The sequence below is a fragment of the Streptomyces sp. NPDC086989 genome, from assembly GCF_044745505.1.
GTDB lineage: Bacteria > Actinomycetota > Actinomycetes > Streptomycetales > Streptomycetaceae > Streptomyces.
The window spans coordinates 51614-74807 of sequence record NZ_JBIVAL010000021.1; the positions used below are offsets into that span (position 1 = coordinate 51614).

At 73.2% G+C, this 23194-nt stretch carries 17 protein-coding genes; 16 read left to right on the plus strand and 1 reads right to left on the minus strand.

Translation table 11 applies throughout. From position 1 onward, the window contains the following. Nucleotides 1–82 precede the first annotated feature (82 nt). From ACIPK4_RS35045 to ACIPK4_RS35075, 7 genes are all read left to right on the plus strand, one after another. Nucleotides 83–1453, plus strand: coding sequence for an MFS transporter (locus ACIPK4_RS35045; protein ID WP_402320594.1), 1371 nt, complete (start codon nucleotides 83–85; stop codon nucleotides 1451–1453). Nucleotides 1454–1578: 125 nt separating this feature from the next. Then, nucleotides 1579–2745, plus strand: a complete 1167-nt coding sequence (locus ACIPK4_RS35050) for a uroporphyrinogen-III synthase (RefSeq protein WP_402320597.1) — start codon at nucleotides 1579–1581, stop codon at nucleotides 2743–2745. Nucleotides 2746–2982: 237 nt separating this feature from the next. Beyond that, the gene (locus ACIPK4_RS35055; protein WP_402320600.1) at nucleotides 2983–3528 is read left to right on the plus strand and encodes a GNAT family N-acetyltransferase; all 546 of its coding nucleotides are present in this window, start codon (nucleotides 2983–2985) and stop codon (nucleotides 3526–3528) included. 127 nt (nucleotides 3529–3655) lie between these two features. Further along, the gene (locus ACIPK4_RS35060; protein ID WP_054225169.1) at nucleotides 3656–4225 is read left to right on the plus strand and encodes an ABATE domain-containing protein; all 570 of its coding nucleotides are present in this window, start codon (nucleotides 3656–3658) and stop codon (nucleotides 4223–4225) included. A gap of 93 nt (nucleotides 4226–4318) precedes the next feature. Beyond that, on the plus strand, nucleotides 4319–6625 hold the full coding sequence (locus ACIPK4_RS35065) for a HelD family protein (protein ID WP_402320604.1): 2307 nt from the start codon (nucleotides 4319–4321) through the stop codon (nucleotides 6623–6625). Nucleotides 6626–7050: 425 nt separating this feature from the next. Then, nucleotides 7051–8454 (plus strand): NAD-dependent malic enzyme, encoded by a 1404-nt coding sequence (locus tag ACIPK4_RS35070; RefSeq protein WP_376205443.1) that lies wholly within the window; start codon nucleotides 7051–7053, stop codon nucleotides 8452–8454. 413 nt (nucleotides 8455–8867) lie between these two features. Next, the gene (locus ACIPK4_RS35075; protein ID WP_007264399.1) at nucleotides 8868–9149 is read left to right on the plus strand and encodes an HU family DNA-binding protein; all 282 of its coding nucleotides are present in this window, start codon (nucleotides 8868–8870) and stop codon (nucleotides 9147–9149) included. 335 nt (nucleotides 9150–9484) lie between these two features. On the opposite strand, the gene murA is transcribed toward ACIPK4_RS35075, so the two are convergent. Further along, nucleotides 9485–10831, minus strand: coding sequence for a UDP-N-acetylglucosamine 1-carboxyvinyltransferase (gene murA / locus ACIPK4_RS35080; RefSeq protein WP_053691036.1), 1347 nt, complete (start codon nucleotides 10829–10831; stop codon nucleotides 9485–9487). Nucleotides 10832–11120: 289 nt separating this feature from the next. Between murA and ACIPK4_RS35085 the strand changes: the two genes are divergently transcribed. From ACIPK4_RS35085 to mycP, 9 genes are all read left to right on the plus strand, one after another. After that, on the plus strand, nucleotides 11121–11681 hold the full coding sequence (locus tag ACIPK4_RS35085) for a YqgE/AlgH family protein (RefSeq protein ID WP_054225166.1): 561 nt from the start codon (nucleotides 11121–11123) through the stop codon (nucleotides 11679–11681). Nucleotides 11682–11710: 29 nt separating this feature from the next. Then, complete coding sequence (locus ACIPK4_RS35090) at nucleotides 11711–11995, plus strand: DUF3039 domain-containing protein (protein WP_030161320.1); 285 nt, start codon at nucleotides 11711–11713, stop codon at nucleotides 11993–11995. Nucleotides 11996–12156: 161 nt separating this feature from the next. Next, nucleotides 12157–13809 (plus strand): beta-N-acetylhexosaminidase, encoded by a 1653-nt coding sequence (locus ACIPK4_RS35095; protein WP_402320609.1) that lies wholly within the window; start codon nucleotides 12157–12159, stop codon nucleotides 13807–13809. A 430-nt stretch (nucleotides 13810–14239) separates the two neighbouring features. Further along, entirely contained in the window at nucleotides 14240–15142 is a 903-nt protein-coding gene (locus ACIPK4_RS35100; protein ID WP_054225164.1) for an FAD binding domain-containing protein, read from the plus strand. A gap of 14 nt (nucleotides 15143–15156) precedes the next feature. After that, nucleotides 15157–17547 carry a 2Fe-2S iron-sulfur cluster-binding protein gene (locus tag ACIPK4_RS35105; RefSeq protein WP_402320612.1) on the plus strand — a complete coding sequence of 797 codons (2391 nt, stop codon included), beginning with the start codon at nucleotides 15157–15159 and terminating at the stop codon, nucleotides 17545–17547. Next, nucleotides 17544–19889, plus strand: coding sequence for a xanthine dehydrogenase family protein molybdopterin-binding subunit (locus ACIPK4_RS35110; protein WP_402320615.1), 2346 nt, complete (start codon nucleotides 17544–17546; stop codon nucleotides 19887–19889). The genes ACIPK4_RS35105 and ACIPK4_RS35110 overlap by 4 nt, the downstream gene beginning before the upstream one ends. A 224-nt stretch (nucleotides 19890–20113) precedes the next feature. Then, the gene (locus tag ACIPK4_RS35115; protein WP_402320617.1) at nucleotides 20114–20548 is read left to right on the plus strand and encodes a hypothetical protein; all 435 of its coding nucleotides are present in this window, start codon (nucleotides 20114–20116) and stop codon (nucleotides 20546–20548) included. Then, nucleotides 20548–22002 carry a WXG100 family type VII secretion target gene (locus ACIPK4_RS35120; protein WP_402320620.1) on the plus strand — a complete coding sequence of 485 codons (1455 nt, stop codon included), beginning with the start codon at nucleotides 20548–20550 and terminating at the stop codon, nucleotides 22000–22002. The genes ACIPK4_RS35115 and ACIPK4_RS35120 overlap by 1 nt, the downstream gene beginning before the upstream one ends. 27 nt (nucleotides 22003–22029) lie before the next feature. After that, nucleotides 22030–23193 (plus strand): type VII secretion-associated serine protease mycosin, encoded by a 1164-nt coding sequence (mycP, locus tag ACIPK4_RS35125; RefSeq protein WP_402320623.1) that lies wholly within the window; start codon nucleotides 22030–22032, stop codon nucleotides 23191–23193. Nucleotide 23194 lies beyond the last annotated feature (1 nt).

The following is a 23194-nucleotide window of genomic DNA, read 5'->3' on the forward strand; positions in this document are numbered from 1 at the left end:
CCGGTCATCCGGCGGGGACCGGGGCCGAAACGCGCCGTTCCTACGGTCGTCACCACGGACGCGAGAGCTGTGGAGGCGTGTGATGACCGGTACGACCGCACCGCGCAAGGGGGGCCGCTGGATCGAGCGGTGGGAACCCGAGGACGAGACGTTCTGGAGGCAGGGCGGAGAGCGCATCGCCCGCCGGAACCTGCTCTACTCCGTGCTCAGCGAGCACGTCGGGTTCTCCGTCTGGTCCCTGTGGTCGGTGATGGTCCTGTTCATGGGGCCCGGGTACGGGATCGATCCGGCCGGGAAGTTCTTCCTCATCGCGACCGCGACCTTCGTCGGCGCCCTCGTCCGGGTGCCGTACACCTTCGCCGTCGCCCACTTCGGCGGCCGCAACTGGACCGTCGTCAGCGCCCTGCTCCTGCTCGCGCCCCTCACGGCCGCCCTGGTCGTCATGGAGCCCGGGACCCCGTACCCGGTCTTCGTGGCCGTCGCCGCACTGACGGGCGTGGGAGGCGGCAACTTCGCCTCCTCCATGACCAACATCAACGCCTTCTTCCCGCTGCGCAAGAAGGGATGGGCGCTCGGCCTCAACGCGGGCGGCGGCAACATCGGCGTCCCCGTCGTCCAGCTCGTCGCCCTGCTGGTCATCGGGACCGCCGGGGCCGGGCACCCCAGGCTGCTCCTGGCGATCTACCTGCCGCTGGTCGTGGCCGCGGCCGCGCTGGCCCTGCTGCGCATGGACAACCTCGCGCCCGTGCGCAACGACACCGGCGCCGTCCGCGAGGCGGTCCGCGACGCCCACACCTGGATCATGGCGTTCCTGTACATCGGCACCTTCGGGTCCTTCATCGGCTACAGCTTCGCCTTCGGGCTCGTGCTCCAGACGCAGTTCGGCCGCACCCCGCTCCAGGCCGCCTCGCTCACCTTCGTCGGTCCACTGCTCGGCTCGCTGATCCGGCCCGTCGGCGGCGCCCTCGCGGACCGGTTCGGCGGTGCGCGGATCACCCTCGCGACCTTCATCGCCATGGCCGCCGCGACCTGCGTCGTCGTCTACGCCTCCGGCCGGGACTCGCTGGCCGTCTTCCTCGTCGGATTCGTGGCCCTGTTCGTGCTGAGCGGGCTCGGCAACGGCTCCACGTACAAGATGATCCCCGGCATCTTCCAGGCCAAGGCGCTGGCCCGCGGCATGGGCGGGGAAGCCGCGGCCGCGTACGGACGCCGGCTGTCCGGGGCCTCCATGGGACTCATCGGAGCGGTCGGCGCCCTCGGCGGACTCGGCATCAACCTGGCCTTCCGGGAGGCGTTCTCGACCTCCGGATCCGGGACGGCCGCCTTCGTCACCTTCCTCGGCTTCTACGCGGCGTGCTGCGCGGTGACGTGGGCGGTATACCTTCGCCGGCCGGCCCCCGCCGTGCTCCCGGCGGCCGGGTCCGAGACGAAGCCGCAGCTCACCTCGGTGTAACGCCCGTTTACGGACACGAAATACGACGGAACCGAGCCTGACACGCCAAGTTGACAGGCTCGGTCCGCTTCCGCGACAGCTGATCGCGCGATGTGATACCGACCCACTGGGCAAGGCAGGTCACCATGGACGACACGCACACCCCCGGCGGACCGGCCGCGCCGACGGTGGGCCCGCTGGCGGGATTCACCGTGGGAGTCACCGCCGCCCGGCGGGCGGACGAACTGATCGCCCTGCTGCGCCGGCGCGGCGCCACCGTGCTGCACGCCCCGGCCCTGCGGATCGTGCCGCTGGCCGACGACGGCGAACTCCTCGCCGCCACCAAGGAACTGATCCACTGCGCGCCCGACACGGTGGTCGCCACCACCGCCATCGGATTCCGCGGATGGATCGAAGCCGCCGACGGCTGGGGGATCGGCGAGGAACTGCTGGCCCGGCTGCGGGCCGCCGAACTGCTGGCGCGCGGACCGAAGGTGAAGGGCGCCGTGCGGGCCGCCGGGCTGGTGGAGACCTGGTCCCCGGATTCGGAATCCCTCGCCGAGGTGCTCGACCGGATGCTCACCGGCGGGGTCGCCGGGCGGCGCATCGCCCTCCAGCTGCACGGGGAACCCCTGCCCGGGTTCGTCGAGGCGCTGCGGGCCGGCGGGGCCGAGGTGGTCGTCGTCCCGGTGTACCGGTGGATGGCCCCGGAGGACCTCGCACCGCTGGACCGGCTGCTGGACGCGGTGGCCGTCGGCGCGGTCGACGCCGTGAGCTTCACCTCCGCCCCGGCGGCGGCCTCGCTGCTGTCCCGGGCGGAGCAGCGCGGGATGCGGGAGGCGGTGCTCGACGGGCTGCGGGGGGACGTGCTGTCGGCGTGCGTGGGGCCCGTGACGGCGCTCCCGCTGCAGGCGGCCGGGGTCGACACCGTCCAGCCGGAGCGGTTCCGGCTGGGTCCGCTGGTCCAGCTGCTGTGCCAGGAGCTGCCGGGCCGGGCGCGCGTACTGCCGGTCGCGGGGCACCGGGTGGAGATCCGGGGGCACGCGGTGCTCGTGGACGAGAAGCTGCGGACGGTGCCGCCGGCCGGCATGGCCCTGCTGCGGGCGCTGGCGCGCAGGCCGGGGTGGGTGGTGGCGCGGCCGGACCTGCTGCGGGTGCTGCCGGGGGCGGGCCGCGACGAGCACGCCGTGGAGACGGCGATGGCGCGGCTGCGGGGGGCGCTGGGGGCGGCGAACCTGATCCAGACGGTGGTGAAGCGGGGCTACCGGCTGGCACTGGACGCCGGCGAGTGCAGCGGCGGCTCCGCCGGCTGACCGGGGCCGCGCCGCGCTGACGGCCAGGGGGTTCCGCCCCGCCGGGCCGTTTACGTCCGGCCGGGCTGGGCCGTGTACGTCCGGCCGGGCCGGCCCGCGTACGTCCGGCCGGGCCGGGTTCCGTGCGGGAGGGCCGGGCCGGTGCGGCGCCGTTGTCGGGGGCCGGCTCCCGTGCCCGAGCGCCGCGGAACGCCGACCGGGCTGGATGTGGCCCGCGGGGTTGGCTAGCGTGCGGGGATGATCATTGACGGGGTGGAGATGCGGGGCGTCGAGCTCGGGGACGCCGCCGGGCTGGCCGACACGCTGGCGCGGAACCGGGCGTACATGGCGCCCTTCGAGCCGTGGCGGTCCGAGGTGTTCTTCACCAAGGAGGGGCAGGCCGCGCGCATCGCGGCCCTGCTCGCCGAGCGCGACGGCGGACGCCTCGCGCCGTACGTGCTCGTCGAGACCGGCACCGGCGCGCCCGTCGGAATGATCAACCTCGGCGGCATCGCCCTCGGGCCCTTCCGCAGCGGCGGCGTCGGCTACTGGGTCGACCAGGCCTGGACCGGCAGGGGGCTGGCCACCGCCGCCCTGACGGAGGTCTGCCGGATCGCCCGCGACGAGCTCGGGCTGCACCGCGTCGAGGCCGGGACCCTGGTCGGCAACCTGGCCTCGCAGCGCGTCCTGGCGAAGGCCGGGTTCGAGCAGTACGGGCTCGCCCCGCGCTACCTGCACATCGACGGCGCCTGGCGCGACCACCGCCTCTTCCAACGCCTCCTCCACGACGACCCGCCGCTGTAGGACCCGCCTTCCGGACCCGGCCGGCCCTCGCCGGGCCGCCGCCCCGGCCCCGTACGGGGGGTTCCGCATCCACGCGGCTCGCGGCACTCTGAGAGGCACGCCCCATGGCGAAGAGGCGGTGACGGGCATGTGGTTCGACTCCGGGCGGGTCTGCCTGGACCTGATGGCCACCCTCGCCGCCCCCGCGGGCGCCGAGGAGATCCGGGACGGCGACGAGCTGCGGCTGTGGCTCGCCGGAGCCGGGCTCGTGCCCGACCGGACGCCGATCACCCGGGTGGGTCCCGACTGGGTGGAGGCCTTCCGGGCGCTGCGCCGCGACGTGGACAGCCTCGTACGGGCCGAGCTCGCCGGGGCGGGCCCCGACGAGGGCGCGCTGGCCCGGGTCAACGCGCTGGCCGCCGGTCCACCCCCGGGACTGTGTGCCGTAAGGGACCAAGAAGGTCACCTCGTACGGGAGTTGTGCGGCGGGGTGAAATGCGGTGCGCTGCTGGCCGCCGTCGCCCGGGACGCCGTGGAACTGCTCACCGATCCCGGCGAGCGGGCCCTGCTGCGGTCCTGCGAGGGGGACGGCTGCACCCGCATCTACCTGGACACTTCGCGCGGCCACCGGCGCCGGTGGTGCTCCAGCGAGCTGTGCGGCAACCGCGAGCGGGTCGCGCGGCACCGCAGGAGGCACCTCGCGGCCCGCCCCGGGTAGTGATCTTCGCCCGGTCACCGGAACGGGCGTGCGGACCCGGTGCGGATTCGCGTACGGTTGACGGTCGCCCATGCACGTCAGAAGGGGGCCTTGGTGGCCGCGCAGAATGCCGCTGTCGACAGCACGGCGGATTCCGTCCGCGATCGGGAGATCGCGGTCGAGCAGACGCATCTGGACCAGGTGTACCGCCGCCTCGAGGAGAAGATCGACGAGGCCGAGTTCCTGATGAACGACGCGGCCAAGCGCGGTCAGGTCGGCACGCCCGGCGCCCTCGCCGAACGCGACGCCCAGGTCTTCCGGGCCGGTATCCACCTGAACCGGCTGAACAACGAGTTCGAGGACTTCCTCTTCGGCCGGATCGACCTGGTCCTCGGCAAGGACGGGGAGCGCGGCCCCGACGGCGCGTACACCTCCGTCGAGCCGGCCGACGACGCGATCCGCGAGGACCTCACCGCCGACATCGCCGAGACGCTCCACATCGGGCGCATCGGCGTGCTCGACGCCGACTACGCACCGCTGGTCATCGACTGGCGGGCGCCGGCCGCCGCGCCGTTCTACCGGTCCACGCCCAAGGACCCGGGCCGCGTCGTACGGCGGCGCGTCATCCGCTCCAAGGGCCGCAAGGTGCTCGGCGTCGAGGACGACCTGATGCGGCCCGAGATCACCGCCTCCCTCGACGGCCGGGAGCTGCCCGCCATCGGCGACGGCGCCCTGATGGCCGCCCTCGGGCGGGCCCGCACCCACTCGATGCGGGACATCGTCTCCTCCATCCAGGCCGAGCAGGACATGGTGATCCGGGCCCCCGCCGCCTCGGTCGCCGAGGTCGCGGGCGGGCCCGGCACCGGGAAGACGGCCGTCGCCCTGCACCGCGCCGCCTACCTGCTCTACCAGGACCGGCGCCGCTACTCCGGCGGCATCCTGATCGTCTCGCCGACCCCCCTGCTCGTCGCGTACACCGAGGGCGTGCTGCCCTCCCTCGGCGAGGAGGGCCAGGTCGCCATCCGGGCGCTCGGCTCGCTGGTCGACGGCGCCGAGGCGACCACGTACGACGAACCGGCCGTGGCCCGGATCAAGGGCTCCTCGCGCATGCGCAAGGTGCTCCACAAGGCCGTACGGGGCGCGCTGGAGCTCGGTGACGCGCCCGAGCGGCTGCGGGTGGTCGCCTTCGGCCGCCGCCAGGAGCTGGAGGCCGACGAGCTGAACCGGATCCGGCAGAACGTGCTCAGCGGCACCGCGCCGGTGAACCTGCTGCGCCCGCGCGCCCGCAAACTGCTGCTCGACGCCCTGTACGCGCGCTCCGGCGGGGCCGGCCGGCACAGCGACCCGGAGCTCGCCGCCGAGCTGCGCTCCGCGTTCGACGAGGACATCTCCACCGAGGACGCGTTCATCGACTTCCTGAACGCCTGGTGGCCGGAGCTGACCCCGCGCGGGGTGCTCGCCGCGATGGCCGACGAGCGCCGGCTCGGCCGCTGGTCCAGGCGGGTCCTCAACCCGCGGGAGACCCGCCAGCTGGCCCGCTCGCTGCGCCGGGTGGGCCCGGACGGCAAGGGCCCGTTGTCGGTGCACGACGTGGCGCTGCTGGACGAGCTCCAGCTGCTGCTCGGCGCGCCGGCGCGGCCCAAGCGCAAGCGGCAGCTCGACCCGCTCGACCAGCTCAGCGGGCTGGAGGAGCTGATGCCGACCCGCGAGGAGACCCAGTGGGAGCGGGCGGAGCGGATCGCGGCGGAGCGCACGGAGTACGCGCACGTGATCGTGGACGAGGCGCAGGACCTGACGCCGATGCAGTGGCGGATGGTGGGCCGCCGGGGCCGGCACGGCACCTGGACGGTGGTCGGCGACCCGGCGCAGTCCTCGTGGACGGACCCGGAGGAGGCGGCCGCGGCCCGCGACGAGGCCCTGGGGTCCCGGCCTCGGCGCCGGTTCACCCTGACGGTGAACTACCGCAACCCGGCGGAGGTCGCGGAGGTCGCGGCCCGGGTGCTGCGGCTGGCGATGCCGGGCATGGAGCCGCCGACGGCGGTCCGCTCCACGGGCCTGGAGCCGCGTTTCACGGCCGCCGGGGACGATCTGGGGGCCACGGTCCGGGAGGAGACCCGGAGGCTGCTGGAACAGGTGGACGGCACGGTCGGCGTGGTCGTGGCCATGGACCGGCGCCAGGAGGCCGCGGGCTGGCTGGCGGACCTGGGGGAGCGGGCGGTGGCGCTCGGCAGCCTGGAGGCCAAGGGTCTGGAGTACGACGCCACGGTGGTGGTCTCCCCGGCGGAGATCGCGGAGGAGTCCCCGGCGGGCCTGCGGGTCCTGTACGTGGCGCTGACCCGTGCGACGCAGCAGCTGACGGTGGTCGCCTCCGGGCGGGACGAGCCCGACGCGGACGGCGTGCCCGCCCTGCTGAGGCCGTAGGACCCCGTACGACCGGATGGCCCGCGGCCACCCGCGTGGTGAGACCGGTCCAACTCCCCGGAGGGGGATCGCTTCCGGCGATCCTTTGTTAGCCTGGGTACGACACCGGCTCGATCCAAGCCCCCGGGCCCAACCTTCGTCGCTTAGAGCGACCACTTGCCGCGAGGCGAGCATGGCGGGTCGGTGTCTTAGCTCTTCCTAGGTCCGCGCCCCTCGGGTATCGAGGGGCGCGGACCTTTTTCGTACGGGCCCCGCTTCCGCACGCCTGATCTATCTCGTATGGTGGAAGTGTTCTTCCGAAATTTGTAGCTGGTTACCTCGTACTGGCTGGTAGGTGGGACGATCGGACAACAGGCCCTGCCGCGCCAGGCGTGCAGTGGGGCCCTGTGCGTACAAAAAACCAGGGACAGAAGAGGAACACGGCCATGGCAACGGCGCCCAGCGTCTCGTACTCGATGACGGTCCGCCTGGAAGTGCCCGCGAGCGGAACCGCGGTCTCCCAGCTCACCACCGCCGTGGAGTCTTCCGGGGGGTCGGTCACCGGCCTCGACGTGACCGCCTCCGGCCACGAGAAGCTCCGCATCGACGTCACCATCGCCGCGACCTCCACCGCGCACGCCGACGAGATCGTCGGCAAGCTCCGGGGGATCGAGGGCGTCAGCCTCGGCAAGGTCTCCGACCGAACCTTCCTGATGCACCTCGGCGGCAAGATCGAGATGGCGTCCAAGCACCCCATCCGCAACCGCGACGACCTCTCCATGATCTACACCCCGGGCGTCGCCCGCGTGTGCATGGCCATCGCCGAGAACCCCGAGGACGCGCGCCGCCTCACCATCAAGCGCAACTCCGTCGCAGTCGTGACGGACGGCTCCGCGGTCCTGGGCCTCGGCAACATCGGCCCCAAGGCCGCACTGCCCGTCATGGAGGGCAAGGCGGCCCTCTTCAAGCGGTTCGCGGGCATCGACGCCTGGCCGATCTGCCTGGACACCCAGGACTCCGACGAAATCGTCGCCATCGTCAAGGCGATCGCCCCGGGCTTCGCCGGCATCAACCTGGAGGACATCTCCGCGCCGCGCTGCTTCGAGATCGAGGCCCGGCTGCGCGAGGCCCTCGACATCCCCGTCTTCCACGACGACCAGCACGGCACCGCCATCGTCGTCCTCGCCGCCCTCACCAACGCACTTCGCGTGGTGGGCAAGGCAGTTGGCGACGTCAAGGTCGTCATGTCGGGCGCCGGCGCGGCCGGTACGGCCATCCTGAAGCTGCTCCTCGCGGCCGGCGTGAAGAACGTCGTCAGCGCCGACATCCACGGCGTGGTGCACGCGGGCCGCCCCGACCTGGTCGACGCCGCCGCCGACTCCCCGCTGCGCTGGATCGCCGACAACACCAACCCCGAGGGCTACACGGGCACTCTGAAGGAGGCCGTCGTCGGCGCCGACGTCTTCATCGGCGTCTCGGCCCCCAACGTGCTCTCCGGCGAGGACGTCGCGGCCATGGCGGAAGGCGCGATCGTGTTCGCGCTCGCGAACCCGGACCCCGAGGTCGACCCGGCCGTCGCCCGTCAGACCGCCGCCGTCGTGGCCACCGGCCGCTCCGACTTCCCGAACCAGATCAACAACGTGCTGGTCTTCCCGGGTGTCTTCCGCGGCCTGCTGGACGCCCAGTCCCGCACGGTGAACACGGACATGATGCTGGCCGCGGCGAGCGCGCTCGCGGACGTCGTCGGCGAGGACGAGCTCAACGCCAACTACATCATCCCGTCGGTCTTCAACGACAAGGTGGCCGGTGCGGTCGCCGGGGCCGTCCGCAAGGCCGCTTCGGCGATCTGACGCCCAGTCCGTCCGGGCGGGGTCCGGCGCGGCGCCCGCACGGGCCCGGCCGGACCCCGCACCCGGTGGGGCGCGGGGTCCGGCGGTCCTGTGACGGCCCTCACGGCTTGCCCGTCCCGGCGCGTCGCGAGATGCGGGCCCGGCGGGCCGCCTCTAGGGTTGCGGGGATGCCCGCGAGGTCCGCGGTCCGCATCCACCGAGTGCGGACGGAGCGTCACCGCGGCGTGACTGTGGCGCTTTTCGTGTGACCCTGGCGGGTGCCGGATTGGCTTTCCCGCCGCTGGTGGGGGCAGGATGCGTAACCGGGCGAGAGGGTCTGACGTTCAGACCCGGGTCCGGGGACTGTCCGAGGGCCCTGGCAGCATCGGCTTCGATCTCACGCCTCTAAGGCAAGTTGAACACGGGAGTACAACATGAACCGCAGTGAGCTGGTGGCCGCTCTGTCCGAGCGCGCCGAGGTGACCCGCAAGGACGCCGACGCCGTTCTGGCCGCGCTCGCCGAGACCGTCGGCGAGATCGTCGCCAAGGGCGACGAGAAGGTCACCATCCCCGGCTTCCTGACCTTCGAGCGCACCCACCGTGCCGCTCGCACCGCGCGCAACCCGCAGACCGGCGACCCCATCCAGATCCCGGCCGGCTACAGCGTGAAGGTCTCCGCGGGCTCCAAGCTCAAGGAAGCCGCCAAGGGCAAGTAAGTCCTGCCCCGACCGGGGCCCGTACGGGCCTTCGGAGCGGCGGAGCAGTACGCAGTACTGGCGAAGGGCGGCCATCCCCGGGCGGGAAGGCCGCCCTTCGGCCTGTCCGGGGTCCCGGAGCCCCGCAGGCCGCGCGGGGCCGCGTACGGCCGTCGAGCGGCCGCGTACGGGCCCCGGTGGGCCGCGTGACGGCCGCCGGCAGGTCGCAACCGGGCCCGGTGGGCCGCGAACGGGCCGCTGGACGGCGGGTACGGGCCCGTGGGAGCACGCGAAAGCCCCCCGGCCCTGGGTGGGGCCGGGGGGCTTTCGCGTGGCCGTCAGGCGGCCTCACGGGGTCAGACGAGGTCGCCGCCCGGGAGTTCGACCTTCGCCCCCAGCTCCACGAGCTTCTCCATGAAGTTCTCGTAGCCGCGGTTGATGAGGTCGATGCCGTGGACCCGCGAGGTGCCCTCGGCCGCCAGCGCCGCGATCAGGTACGAGAACCCGCCGCGCAGGTCGGGGATGACCAGGTCGGCGCCCTGCAGCTTGGTCGGGCCGGAGACGACCGCCGAGTGCAGGAAGTTGCGCTGCCCGAACCGGCAGGCGCTGCCGCCCAGGCACTCGCGGTACAGCTGGATGTGTGCACCCATCTGGTTGAGCGCCGAGGTGAACCCCAGCCGGGACTCGTACACCGTCTCGTGGACGATCGACAGGCCGGCGGCCTGCGTCAGGGCGACCACCAGCGGCTGCTGCCAGTCCGTCTGGAAGCCCGGGTGCACGTCCGTTTCGAGCGCGATCGCGTTGAGCGGGCCGCCCGGGTGCCAGAAGCGGATGCCCTCGTCGTCGATCTCGAACGCGCCACCGACCCTGCGGTACGTGTTCAGGAAGGTCATCATCGAGCGCTGCTGCGCCCCGCGGACGTAGATGTTGCCGCCGGTCGCCAGCGCCGCGGAGGCCCAGGAGGCGGCCTCCAGGCGGTCCGGGAGCGCCTTGTGGTTGTAGCCGCCGAGACGGTCGACACCGGTGATCCGGATGGTCCGGTCGGTGTCCATGGAGATGATGGCGCCCATCTTCTGCAGCACGCAGATGAGGTCCTCGATCTCCGGCTCCACCGCGGCGTTGCTGAGCTCGGTGACGCCCTCGGCCAGGACGGCCGTCAGCAGCACCTGTTCGGTCGAGCCGACCGAGGGGTAGGGCAGGCGGATCTTGCAGCCGCGGAGGCGCTGCGGGGCCTCCAGGTACTGGCCGCCCTCGCGCTTCTCGATGGTCGCGCCGAACTGGCGGAGCACGTCGAAGTGGAAGTCGATCGGCCGGCCGCCGATGTCGCAGCCGCCGAGGCCCGGGATGAAGGCGTGGCCCAGGCGGTGCAGCAGCGGTCCGCAGAACAGGATCGGGATGCGCGACGAACCCGCGTGCGCGTCGATGTCGGCGACGTTCGCGCTCTCGACGTGGGTCGGGTCGAGCACGAGCTCGCCCGGCTCCTCGCCGGGGCGGACGGTCACCCCGTGCAGCTGGAGCAGCCCGCGCACGACCCTGACGTCACGGATGTCGGGAACGTTGCGGAGCCGACTGGGTCCGCTGCCGAGCAGAGCGGCGACCATGGCCTTGGGCACGAGGTTCTTCGCACCGCGGACACGGATCTCGCCCTCGAGCGGGGTACCGCCATGGACAAGCAATACGTCGTCTCTGTCTGTGCCGGTCATGAATCTCGCGTTCCGGAGAGGGGCTCCCCCGGCGAAGCCAGAGGAGGGTGGGCAGGGGGCCAGGGAAAAGGGTAAGGGGCACGACCCCCTTGTTCGTAAGGCCGACGCGGCCGGAGAAGTGTCATGAGTCGGCCACAACACCCACTGTGCCCACCCCATGGCGGAGCGTCGCATTCCGCCCGCCTGGGGGGCCACGCGCTCCTTCCTGCTGCGGTGCGCCCGGAACTGCGTGCGATCCGATGCCGTTCCCCGCTCCCCCTCAAGGGCGAATGTGCGGGATCATGTCGGCATGACCGAGGTGTCCTCCCTCACGGGGCGGCTGCTCGTAGCCACCCCCGCCCTCGCGGATCCGAACTTCGACCGCGCGGTGGTGCTCCTGCTCGACCACGACGAGCAGGGCTCCCTCGGCGTGGTCCTGAACCGGCCCACCCCCGTCGGCGTCGGCGACGTCCTGCTGCCCTGGGCGACCCTGGCCGGCGATCCCGGGGTCGTCTTCCAGGGCGGCCCGGTGGGGCTGGACTCGGCCCTCGGCGTGGCGGTCATCCCGGGCGAGGAGGGGCCACTCGGATGGCGCCGCGTGTACGGGGCGATCGGGCTGGTCGACCTGGAGGCCCCGCCGGAGCTGCTGGCCGCCGCCCTCGGCTCGCTGCGGATCTTCGCCGGCTACTCGGGCTGGGGTCCGGGCCAGCTGGAGGCGGAGCTCGGCGACGGTGCCTGGTACGTCGTGGAATCGGAGCCGGGGGACGTCTCGTTCCCCGATCCCGAGAGGCTGTGGCGGGCGGTGCTGCGCCGCCAGCGCAACGAGCTCGCGATGGTCGCCACCTATCCGGACGACCCGTCGCTCAACTGACCCGCGCACGGGTCGGTACCCTGGCTTTTATGAGCACTCTTGAGCCCGAGCGCGGGACTGGTACGGGGACCCTCGTAGAGCCGACGCCGCAGGTGTCCCACGGCGACGGCGACCACGAGCGCTTCGCCCACTACGTCCAGAAGGACAAGATCATGGAGAGCGCGCTCGGCGGCACCCCCGTCGTCGCGCTCTGCGGCAAGGTCTGGGTGCCGGGCCGGGACCCGAAGAAGTACCCGGTCTGCCCCATGTGCAAGGAGATCTACGAGTCCATGGGCCCCGGCGGGGACAAGGACAAGGGCGGCAAGGACAAGTAGTCCGGCCGGCCCGGGACCCCGAAGGCCCCCGGATGCGCTCGCGCGCGTCCGGGGGCCTTTGCCGGGCGCGGGGGGAGGGCTAGGGTCGGCCGGACGGGCGCCGGTGCGCGCCATGTGAAACGTGCGTTGCGCATGTTGCAACGGCGGGAGGGGTCGAGGCCATGCCCGAGTTGATTCCGCAGCCGCGGTACGCGCGGTTCGTCCGCGAGGCCGGCGAGTGCGTCCTGGACGATCCGCTGCTCGACGCCGGCCCCGGCACCGGGGGCACCGCACGCTGGCTGCGCCGCGAGCTCGGCGCGGCCACCGGCTGGGAACTGCCCGGTCCGGCCGCGGGGGAGGCCCGCGACGGGCGCGCGGTGATCCGGCTCGCGCTCCGCCCCGAGCGGGCCCGCACCGCCGGAGCGGAGTCGTACGAGCTGCACGTCACGCAGCGGTCGGTGCTGCTGGAGGGCGCCGGCCCGGCGGGACTCTTCTACGCCGCGCAGACGCTGCGTCAGCTGCTCGGCCCCGAGGCCCACCGGCGCGCGCCCACCGCGCCGGGGCGCGCCTGGCGGCTTCCGGTGGGCGGGATCCTGGACGGCCCCCGCTTCGGCTGGCGCGGCATGATGCTGGACGTGGCCCGGCACTTCATGCCGAAGGACGGGGTGCTGCGGTACATCGACCTCATCGCCGCGCACAAGCTCAACGTGCTGCACCTGCACCTGACGGACGACCAGGGCTGGCGGGTCGAGATCAAACGCCACCCGCGGCTCACCGAGGTCGGCGCGTGGCGGCCGCGCAGCCGCTGGGGGCACCGGGCGTCGCCGTTGTGGAACGAGACCCCGCACGGCGGCTTCTACACGCAGGACGACATCCGCGAGATCGTCGCGTACGCCGCCGAGCGGCACGTCCGGGTGGTCCCGGAGATCGACGTCCCGGGGCATTCGCAGGCCGCGATCGCCGCGTACCCGGAGCTGGGCAACACCGACGTCGTGGACACCGCCGCACTGCGGGTGTGGGACGACTGGGGCGTCAGCGAGAACGTGCTCGCGCCGACCGAGGCCGTACTGCGCTTCTACGAGGGGGTCTTCGAGGAGTTGCTGGAGCTGTTCCCCGCGGAGGTCTCGCCCTTCGTGCACGTGGGCGGTGACGAGTGCCCGAAGGCGCAGTGGCGCGCGTCGACGGCCGCTCAGGAGCGGATCCGGCAGCTGGGGGTGGACGGGGAGGACGGGCTCCAGTCCTGGTTCATCCGGCACTTCGACGGCTGGCTCGCGGAGCGCGGGCGTCGGCTGATCGGGTGGGACGAGATCCTGGAGGGCGGGCTCGCGCCCGGCGCCGCGGTGTCCTCGTGGCGGGGGTACGCGGGCGGGATCGCCGCCGCCGAGGCCGGGCACGACGTGGTGATGTGCCCGGAGCAGCGGGTGTACCTGGACCACCGTCAGGCGGGCGGCCCCGAGGAGCCGGTGCCGATCGGGTACGTGCGTTCGCTGGAGGACGTGTACCGGTTCGAGCCGGTGCCGCCGGAGCTGTCCGCGCAGGCCGCGGCCCACGTCCTGGGCGCACAGGCCAACGTGTGGACCGAGGTGACGGAGAACCGGAGCCGGGTCGACTACCAGGTGTTCCCGCGGCTGGCGGCGTTCGCGGAGGTGGTGTGGTCGCAACTGCCGGAACCGGACGAGCGGGACTACGCCGGCTTCGAGGCCCGGATGGGCCCGCACTACCGGCGCCTTGACGTGCTGGGCGTCGACTACCGGCCGCCGGGTGGGCCGTTGCCGTGGCAGCGGCGGCCCGGGGTGCTCGGGCGCCCCGTCGAGGGGGAGCCCCCGAACGTGTGAGGGGGTGGGGCGGACCGGCGCGGTGCGCGGGGTGCGGCCGGGGCGGTGCGCGGGGTGCGACCGGTTTGGCCGGAACCTTTCCGCACGGGCGGGCCCGGTGGCGGCGCGGCTGCTTCCGGACTGTTCGTTCCCGATCGGAATCCTTCGGACTTCTTCGGAACCCCGGACCGTTCCGGGACGTCCTTCGTTCTTGGGGGGTGTCGGGAACTCTTGCTCGATTTAGGCGTATTGGGCGAAACTCCTGGATCGGATTGATTCGGCTGATACGGGGGAAACCGGACGGCCGGAAGCTTCAGGGGGCGCCCGCGGGACCCTCGCGCCGGGCGAGGGGGAAGATGTGCCAGAGTTGCCACGTCCCGGCGGTGAGCACGTACCGTACGGCGGACAGGCGTGAGCGCCGGGACCGGGACATCGGGAAGGGGCAGCTGGGTTGACCACGCACGCACCGCATGCACTGCATTCATCTCAGGGGCCGCAGGCGGCGCAGTCCGTGACGCTGCCGGCCTCGCTCGACGAGGCCGTGGCGGCGCTCGCCGCCATGCCCGCCGCCGTGCCCGTCGCCGGCGGCACCGACCTCATGGCCTCCGTCAACGCCGGGCAGCTGCGCCCCGCCGCGCTCGTGGGCCTGGGCCGGATCAACGAGATCCGCGGCTGGCAGTACCAGGACGGACATGCCCTGCTCGGCGCCGGGCTCACCCACGCGCGGATGGGACGGCCGGATTTCGCCGCTCTGATCCCCGCCCTGGCCGCGGCCGCACGCGCCGCCGGACCCCCGCAGATCCGCAACGCCGGCACCCTCGGCGGCAACATCGCCACCGCCGCGCCGACGGGCGACGCACTGCCCGTACTGGCCGCGCTGGAGGCGATCCTCGTCATCCACGGCCCCGGCGGGTCCCGGCGGGAGATCCCGGTCTCGTACCTGCTGGCCGGCCGCGAGATGCTGCGGCCCGGCGAGCTGATCGGCTTCGTCCGGGTGCCGCTGCTGCACGCGCCGCAGGTGTTCCTCAAGGCCACGGGACGCACCGGGCCGGGGCGCGCCGTGGCGTCCGTGGGGCTCGTACTGGACCCCGCGCGGCGCGGGGTGCGCTGCGCGATCGGCGCGGTCGCCCCGATGCCGCTGCGGCCCCTGGAAGCCGAGCAGTGGGTGGCCTCGCTCATCGACTGGGACGGTGGGCGGACGCTGGCCCCCGAGGCGCTGGAGGCCTTCGGCGAGTACGTCGCGGCCGCCTGCGTCCCCGACCAGGGCGAACCGGTGGCACCCGGGGTACTGCATCTGCGGCGGACCGTCGCCGTGCTGGCACGGAGGGCCCTGGGGAGGGCGCTGACCTCATGAGTGGGAACGAGAACGTGAGCGGAACGACGGGCGACGCGGGTCCCGCGGGGCCGGCGCACACCGAAGCCGGCTGGGGCTGGGAGCCGGTGCCGCAGGGCGGCGAGTACGACTCCGACGCGACGGCCTTCGTGAAGCTGCCGCAGGACATGCTGGACGCGCTCGGCACCGGGGAGCCGCTCGCGGCGCCCGGGCACGGCTACGTGCCGCCGCCGATGATCGTGCCACTGGGCTCCGGCAGCGCGGATCCGTCGGCGACGGGTGCGTGGACGGTCCCGGCGCAGTGGCCCGATGCGGGCACGGCGCCCCAGGGCGGCGGCACGGGCGCCCCGGCGGGCGTGGCCGCGTCCGGCGGCCACGGGCCCGCGCCGGTCGGCGGGCCGATCCCGGCGTCGATCCCGCTCCCGGCCTCGGTCGCGGCGGCGTTCGCGGACCAGGGGCAGGCTCCGGTCCACGTGGCGGGGCACGGTGCGGCCGAGGCCGAGGCCGCGGCTGCGGTCGCCGGGCAGGTTCCGGCCGCGGGGCAGGGGTCGGCTTCGGGGCAGGGCTCGGCTTCGGGGCAGGCTTCGGCCGAGGACGAGCACGATCCCGGTGCGACCGCCGAGTGGCGGTTCCCGGACGCGGTGCAGGACGCCGAGCCCGTGACCACCGGGCAGTGGACCCTCCCGGAACTGGCAGAGCAGACGGGCGAGTTCCACCACGGCGCACCGGCCGCCGACTGGAGCCAGGCCCCGGCGACGCTGCCCGGCGGCGCGGCCGCCCCCTGGGCGACCCACCCCGACTTCGAGGCCGCGCGTCCGGATGCCGTGCCGAGCTCGGGCGTGCCGAGCACGGGGGTGCTGAGCTCGGGCGTGCTGCCCGAGGCGCGGCCCGACGCGGGCGACCCGGGCACCTCGGGCGCCGGCCTGCGGCGGCTCGGCGGCCCCGGCGTCGGCGGCCCCGGACGCGGTCCGCGCGTGCTGGGCGGCCCCGGCGTGGGCACCCTCCCGGAGGCCGAGTCCGAGGCCGAGGCCCAGGCGGAGCCGGTGCCGGTGCATCCGGCGCCGCACGACATCGACGCCGCCCACGGCCCGGCGGCGGCCCCGGTGACGGCCGAGCGGCCGCATCCGGGAGCGGAGACCGCCGAGGCGGTCGCGGTCCCGGCCGTGGAGTCCGAGCGCGAGGCGAGCGCCGTCTCGGCCGCTGAGTACGCCCTCGCGGGCGCTCCCGGCGCCGTCGGCTTCGCGGAGCCGGGGGACACGACCGGCCACGGGGTGAGCGGGCACGACGCGGTCGGGCACGGGGTGAGCGGGCACGACGCGGTCGGTCACGACACGATCGGGCACGACGCGGTCGGTCACCGGGCGGTCGCGCACGACACGAACGGGCACGGCTTCGCGGCGTCCGGCCACGGCCCCGCCGGGGCGGAGGGCGGGCCGGCCGGTGAGCACGGCTTCACGGCGGAGCCGTCCGACACCGACGGGCACGGTTTCACCGGCGCGGCGGGAGCAGCCGAAGCCGCGGGGGCGGCCGGGGCGGCCGAAGCCGCGGGGGTGGTTCCGGAGGCCGGGGCCGCCGGGGGTCCGGGCTCGGGTCCGGGCGGAGCCGGGGCTGCGGGGACGCCGGGTGCGGACACCGCCGACAGCGCCGTGGCGACCCCGGATGCGGGAACCGCCGAAGGTTTCCCGGCCGAGGTGCCGACGTACGAAGAAGAACTGCCCGCCGGGCCCGTCGCCCATCACGAGCACCCGCTGGCCTCCTACGTCCTGCGCGTGAACGGCGCCGACCGGCCCGTCACCGGCGCGTGGATCGGCGAGTCCCTGCTCTACGTGCTGCGCGAGCGCCTCGGCCTCGCCGGCGCCAAGGACGGCTGCTCCCAGGGCGAGTGCGGGGCGTGCGCCGTGCAGGTCGACGGGCGGCTCGTCGCCTCCTGCCTGGTCCCGGCCGCGACGGCCGCGGGCAGCGAGGTCCGGACCGTGGAGGGGCTCGCCAGCGGCGGGGAACTCTCGGACGTGCAGCAGGCGTTGTGCAGGTCGGGCGCGGTGCAGTGCGGATTCTGTGTGCCCGGCATGGCCATGACCATCCATGACCTGCTGGAGGGCAACCACGCCCCCAGCGAGCTGGAGACCCGGCAGGCCCTGTGCGGGAACCTCTGCCGCTGCTCCGGCTACAAGGGCGTCATCGAGGCCGTGCGCGAGGTCGTCGCCGAGCGCGGGGCGACGGCGGCGGCCGAGGCGTCCGCGGCCGGGGACGCACAAGGCCACGGGGACGTGTACGCAGACGGCGCAGGACACGGCGTCGGGCACGGACACGGCGTCGGGCACGGGAACGGCGTCGGGCACGGACACGGAGGCGGTGCGGAGGCGCGTATTCCGCACCAGGCGCCGCCCGGCGAGGGCGGCATCCACCACAACGGAGGCATGGCGTGAGCGGGCACGACGCGGCCACGGCGACGACGACGGTACCGGTCTCCACGAGCACCTCGGCCGCCGCGGCGCCCGAGACGGGCGAACAGCAGATCCCGCGCGGGATCGGCGCCTCCGTGCCCTCCGCCGACACCCGCGCCAAGAGCGAGGGCACCTTCCCGTACGCCGCCGACCTGTGGGCCGAGGGCCTCCTCTGGGCCGCCGTCCTGCGCTCCCCGCACGCCCACGCACGCATCCTCTCCGTCGACACCTCCGCGGCCGCCGCCATGCCCGGCGTGCGCGCCGTCGTCACCCACGCCGACGTCCCCGGCGCCACCACGCACGGCCGCCGCATCGCGGACCGGCCCGTCTTCGCCCACGACGTCGTCCGCCACCACGGCGAGCCCATCGCCGCCGTCGCCGCCGACCACCCGGACACCGCCCGTCTCGCCGCCGCCGCGATCGCCGTCGAGTACGAGCTCCTCGACGCCGTCACCGACCCCGAGCAGGCCTTCGGGGCCCCCGCCCTGCACCCCGACGGCAACCTGATCCGGCACATCCCGCTCCGCTACGGCGACCCGGAGGCCACCGGCGAGGTCGTCGTCGAGGGCCTGTACCGGATCGGCCGCCAGGACCCCGCGCCCATCGGCGCGGAGGCCGGGCTGGCCGTGCCGCGGCCCGACGGCGGCGTGGAGATCTACACCGCCTCCACCGACCCGCACCTGGACCGCGACCTGGCGGCTGCCTGCTTCGGCCTGGAGCCCGACCGCGTCCGTGTCGTGGTCACCGGCGTGCCCGGGGCGACCGCCGACCGCGAGGACGCCGCCTTCCAGCTCCCGCTGGGCCTGCTCGCCCTCCGCACCGGCCACCCGGTCAAACTCGCGGCCACCCGCGAGGAGTCCTTCCTCGGCCACACCCACCGCCACCCGACGCTGCTGCGCTACCGCCACCACGCGGACGCGGACGGCCGCCTGGTCAAGGTCGAGGCCCAGATCCTGATGGACGCGGGCGCGTACGCCGACTCGTCCTCCGAATCGCTGGCCGCGGCGGTCGCGTTCGCCTGCGGCCCGTACGTCGTCCCGCACGCCTTCGTCGAGGGCTGGGCGGTCCGTACGAACAACCCGCCGTCGGGCCACGTGCGGGGCGAGGGCGCGATGCAGGTCTGCGCCGCGTACGAAGGCCAGATGGACAAGCTGGCGGCCGCCCTCGGCATCGACGGCGCGGAACTGCGCCTGCGCAACGTCCTGGCGACCGGCGACCTGCTCCCCACCGGCCAGACGGTCACCTGCCCGGCCCCGGTGGCCGAACTCCTGCGCGCGGTACGCGATCACGAGCTCCCCTCCCTCCCGAAGGACGCCCCGGAGGACGAGTGGCTGCTGCCCGGCGGCCCGGAGGGCGCGGGCGAGCCGGGCGCCGTCCGGCGCGGGGTCGGGTACGGCGTCGGCATGGTCCACATGCTCGGTGCGGAGGGCACGGACGAGGTCTCGACGGCGACGGTCAAGGTCGTCAACGGGGCGGCGACGGTCATCTGCGCCGCCGTCGACACCGGCCAGGGCTTCGCCACGCTCGCCCGCCAGATCGTCCAGGAGATCCTGGGCGTGGACGAGGTGGTCACGGCCCCGGTCGACACCGACCAGCCGCCGGCGGGCCCGGCGGCCCACGGCCGTCACACGTGGGTGTCGGGCGGCGCCGTCGAACGCGCGGCGAAGATGGTCCGCACCCAGCTCCTCCAGCCGATGGCCCACAAGCTGGGCATGTCGACGGAACTCCTCCAGATCCAGGACGGCCGGATCACGTCGTACGACGGCGCGTTCTCGACCACGGTCGCCGAGGCCATGGCCGGCAAGGAACTCTGGGCGACGGCCCAGTGCCGCCCCCACCCGACGGAGCCCCTGGACGGCGACGGCCAGGGCGACGCCTTCGTGGGCCTGGCGTTCTGCGCGATCCGCGCGGTGGTGGACGTGGACATCGAGCTCGGCTCGGTCCGGGTCGTCGAAATGGCGGTGGCCCAGGACGTGGGCCGCGTCCTCAACCCCCGCCAGCTGGAAGCCCGTATCGAAGCGGGCGTCACGCAGGGCGTGGGCGCGGCCCTGACGGAGAACCTCCGCTCGGTGTCGGGCCTGGTCCGCCACCCGGACCTGACGGGCTACGCGCTGCCGACGGCGCTGGACACCCCGGTGGTCCGCATCGTCAAACTGGTCGAAGAGCGGGACGTGGTGGCCCCGTTCGGGGCGAAGGCGGCCAGCGCGATCCCTGTGGTGACGGCCCCGGCGGCGGTAGCCTCGGCGGTACGCTCGGCCACGGGCCGCCCGGTGAACAGGATCCCGATCCGTCCCTCGGCGGCGGTCGCGGCGCCCAACTCGTGACCGTGTGACGCGCATTGCACGTGCAACCCCGAGGTTGGGACTGTCGGAACCGGTCGCTAGAGTGATCGGTAAGACGTAGTACGCGCGCGTGCGAACGGGTGCGAACGGGGCCGCGGAGGCAGCGGAAACGCTGAACTCCACGGGAATGACGGGGAGTCGGGGAGGCCATCGTGGCAGAGGAGTCGGCGCCTGGCCTGTTGGGGCTGGGCAGTATCGGTGCTGGCATGGCGGACGCGATCATGGCGCAGGCGAGGGCGCTCGAGGTCGAGTTCGAGTCGATGAAGGACTTCAAGAACCGGGTCGACGAGCTGCTGGACAAGCTCGACGGATCCCAGGCGGCCGACAAGAAGCTGGCCCACAGCACCCTGCCCGACGGGGCGCTGGGCCATGGCTTCGCGGAGGCGGACGCCCTCCACAAGACGTACTCGACGGTGCACACGCAGCTGCAGAACCTGTCGAAGGGCCTGGCGGGGCAGATCGAGGCCCTGGGCATCGCGATCCTGACGGCGGGCAAGGGCTACGGCGGCGTGGACGCGGAAACGGAGGCGCGGATGCGGTCCATCATCGCGCAGGCCAAGAAGGACTACGTGGCTGATCGCGACCCGGCGGCCAAGGAGAAGGCCGCTCAGCCGGACGAGGGCAAGAAGGGCAAGATCTGATGGCAACGGACTTCGAGGGCTACACGCACCAGCAGCTGCTCGCCATGATCGCTTCCCTCGACGCGGAAACGGTGAAGTCGCGCGGCACGCAGCTGACCGAGGCGGCCAAGACGATCAAGGAGATCGGCGAGAGCCTCAAGAAGCACCGGGTAAAGGGCTGGGAGGGCGAGGCGGCCAAGGCCTTCGAGACCTGGATCGGCCAGACGGGCAACGCAACGCTGCGCCTGGGCGAGTACAGCGAGGCCGGCGGCAAGTGGATGACCGAGGCCGCGCAGACCATGGTCGAGGTCAAGAAGAACATGCCGGCGTACGACACGAACGCCGCCGCTGACCTCAAGGCCGCCAAGGACTTCCACAACGACCCGGACTCGGCCAAGCTCGGCCAGATCGCCACGGTCAAACTGAACGGCGACCACCAGAAGGCCGTCGACGCCCTGACGAAGCTGGCTGGCTCGTACGACCAGTCGTCGACCCAAATGGGCAAGGCCGAAATCCCGACGTTCCCGCCCCCGCCGGGGGAGTTCCGCCCTTCGGACGAGGTCTCTAGCAGCTCATATATTGGGCGGGCGGGTGGCGGTTCTGGCGGTGCCTCTGGTACCGGCGGCTCCTCGTACGCCCCAACGTCTCCGCGTGGGGAGGGTCCCTCGGACTCGCCGAAACTGGCGACTGGTCACCAGCCAGACGGCATTCCGCTCCCGACAACAGGCCCAGCGCCGGATTCCAGCCTCCCTGACCGGAACGTTGACGTGGACCTGGATCATGTTGCGACGCTTCCCGACAAGACCCTCCCTCCGGTCACGGGCCTGCCCCCTGTTCCTGGCCCGGGGCCGACGACCGGCGGTACCCCTCCCGTCCTGACTCCGCCTATCGCTCTCCCGCCCATCGGTACGCCGATCCCGTCCGGTGGTGGACCCGGCGGCAAGTTCCAGGTGCAGACTCCTCCCCTCGGCAAAGCTGGCGGTGTCGGCGGCCTTCTCCCGCGTGACACCGGCATCATGGGCGGTCGCCCGGTGACCACCAACGGTCCGAGCGCTGGCATCCCGCGCGGCACGGTCATCGGCCAGGAAGGCGGCGGCCAGCAGGCGCTCGGCCGCGGTATGGGCGGCGGAATGCACCCCGGCGCGGGCGGTGGCCCCCACGTTGGCGGCCCCGGTGGTTCCGGGGTGGGCCGTCGCCTGGCCATGGAGCCTGGTGGCGTTGTCGGCGGCCGTCAGGCCCCCACGGTTGGTCGTCCGGCCGCGGGCGGACAGCCGTTCACGCAGGGAGGTTCCGGCCTCGTGCGTAACGGTTCGGGAGCCGGTTCGGCCCGCGGCGCCATGGGGCACGCTGGTGCAGGTGTCCACACCCCGAGCAACCGGCGTGACCAGCAGAACGGCGAGCGCCCCGACTACCTGGCCGAAGACGAAGAGACCTGGCAGAGCAACGATCACGTTGTTCCGCCGGTGATCGACTGAGCAGAACGGACGTTGTACGAGATGCGCATGCGTAAGGCGACCGCGGCCGTGGTCGGCCTCCTGCTGGCCGGGGTCGCCGCGACCCCGGCCCACGCGGAGACGGTTCGGTCCAAGCAGTGGCATCTCGACGCCATGAAGGCCGACGACGTCTGGAAGATCAGCAGGGGCAAGGGTGTCACTGTTGCCGTGATCGACACTGGTGTTGCCCGGATTCCCGAACTTGAGGGCCAGGTGCTCCCCGGTAAGAACTTCGCGGCGCCCAGCTACGAAGGTGATGAACGCACGGACTACGGCCACCACGGCACGAGCATGGCTGCGATCATCGCAGGTAATGGCAAGGGCCCTGGTGGCACAGGCAGCGCCTTTGGTCTAGCGCCTGATGCGAAGATCCTCCCTCTGCGAATCGATCGCGGTGGGGATGGGGGACCGATCTTCAAATCGATGATCGCGGCCATTCGCTATGCAGCGGATTCAGACGCCAAGATCCTCAACATTTCGATCGTTGGTGATAGCGCGAGCGAGGAGCTCACCAAGGCAGTCAAGTACGCCTTGGATAAGGGCAAGCTGATTTTCGCTGGTGCTGGCAACGACGGAGATACGTCGAACGAGATCTACTACCCTGCTGCGACGCCCGGAGTGGTGGGCGTTGCTGCTGTTGACGCGGAGGGTGCTGCGACCAAGGAATCGCAGCACAACGCTTTCGTGGACCTATCGGCTCCAGGCGCCAACATCGTCACCGGGTGCGATGGGGGCACAGGTCTCTGCAACAGCCACGGCACGAGTGACGCCACCGCCCTCACATCGGCTTCAGCGGCCCTGCTCTGGTCCGCCCACCCGGATTGGACCAACAATCAGATCCTCCGCGTCCTCCTGAACACCGCCGGCAAGCCCGACGACGGGGCGCGGAACGACTACGTCGGGTACGGGGTCGTCCGGCCCCGGATCGCCGTGCCCACCCCAGGGGACCCCGGCCCCGCCGACGTGTACCCGCTCCCCGACCTCGCTGCGGCGGACGCCAAGGGCTCGCCCTCCCCGTCGACCACCGGCAAGAAGCCCGCGGCCGGCGCCGCCCAGGCCGAGGCCAAGAAGGACAGTGGCAGTTCCGTTCTGTGGATCGGGCTTGGGCTCGGTGCCTGCGTGCTCATCGGGGGAGCCGTCGTCGCTGTTGTCGTTCGGCGCAGGAGCGCCTAAC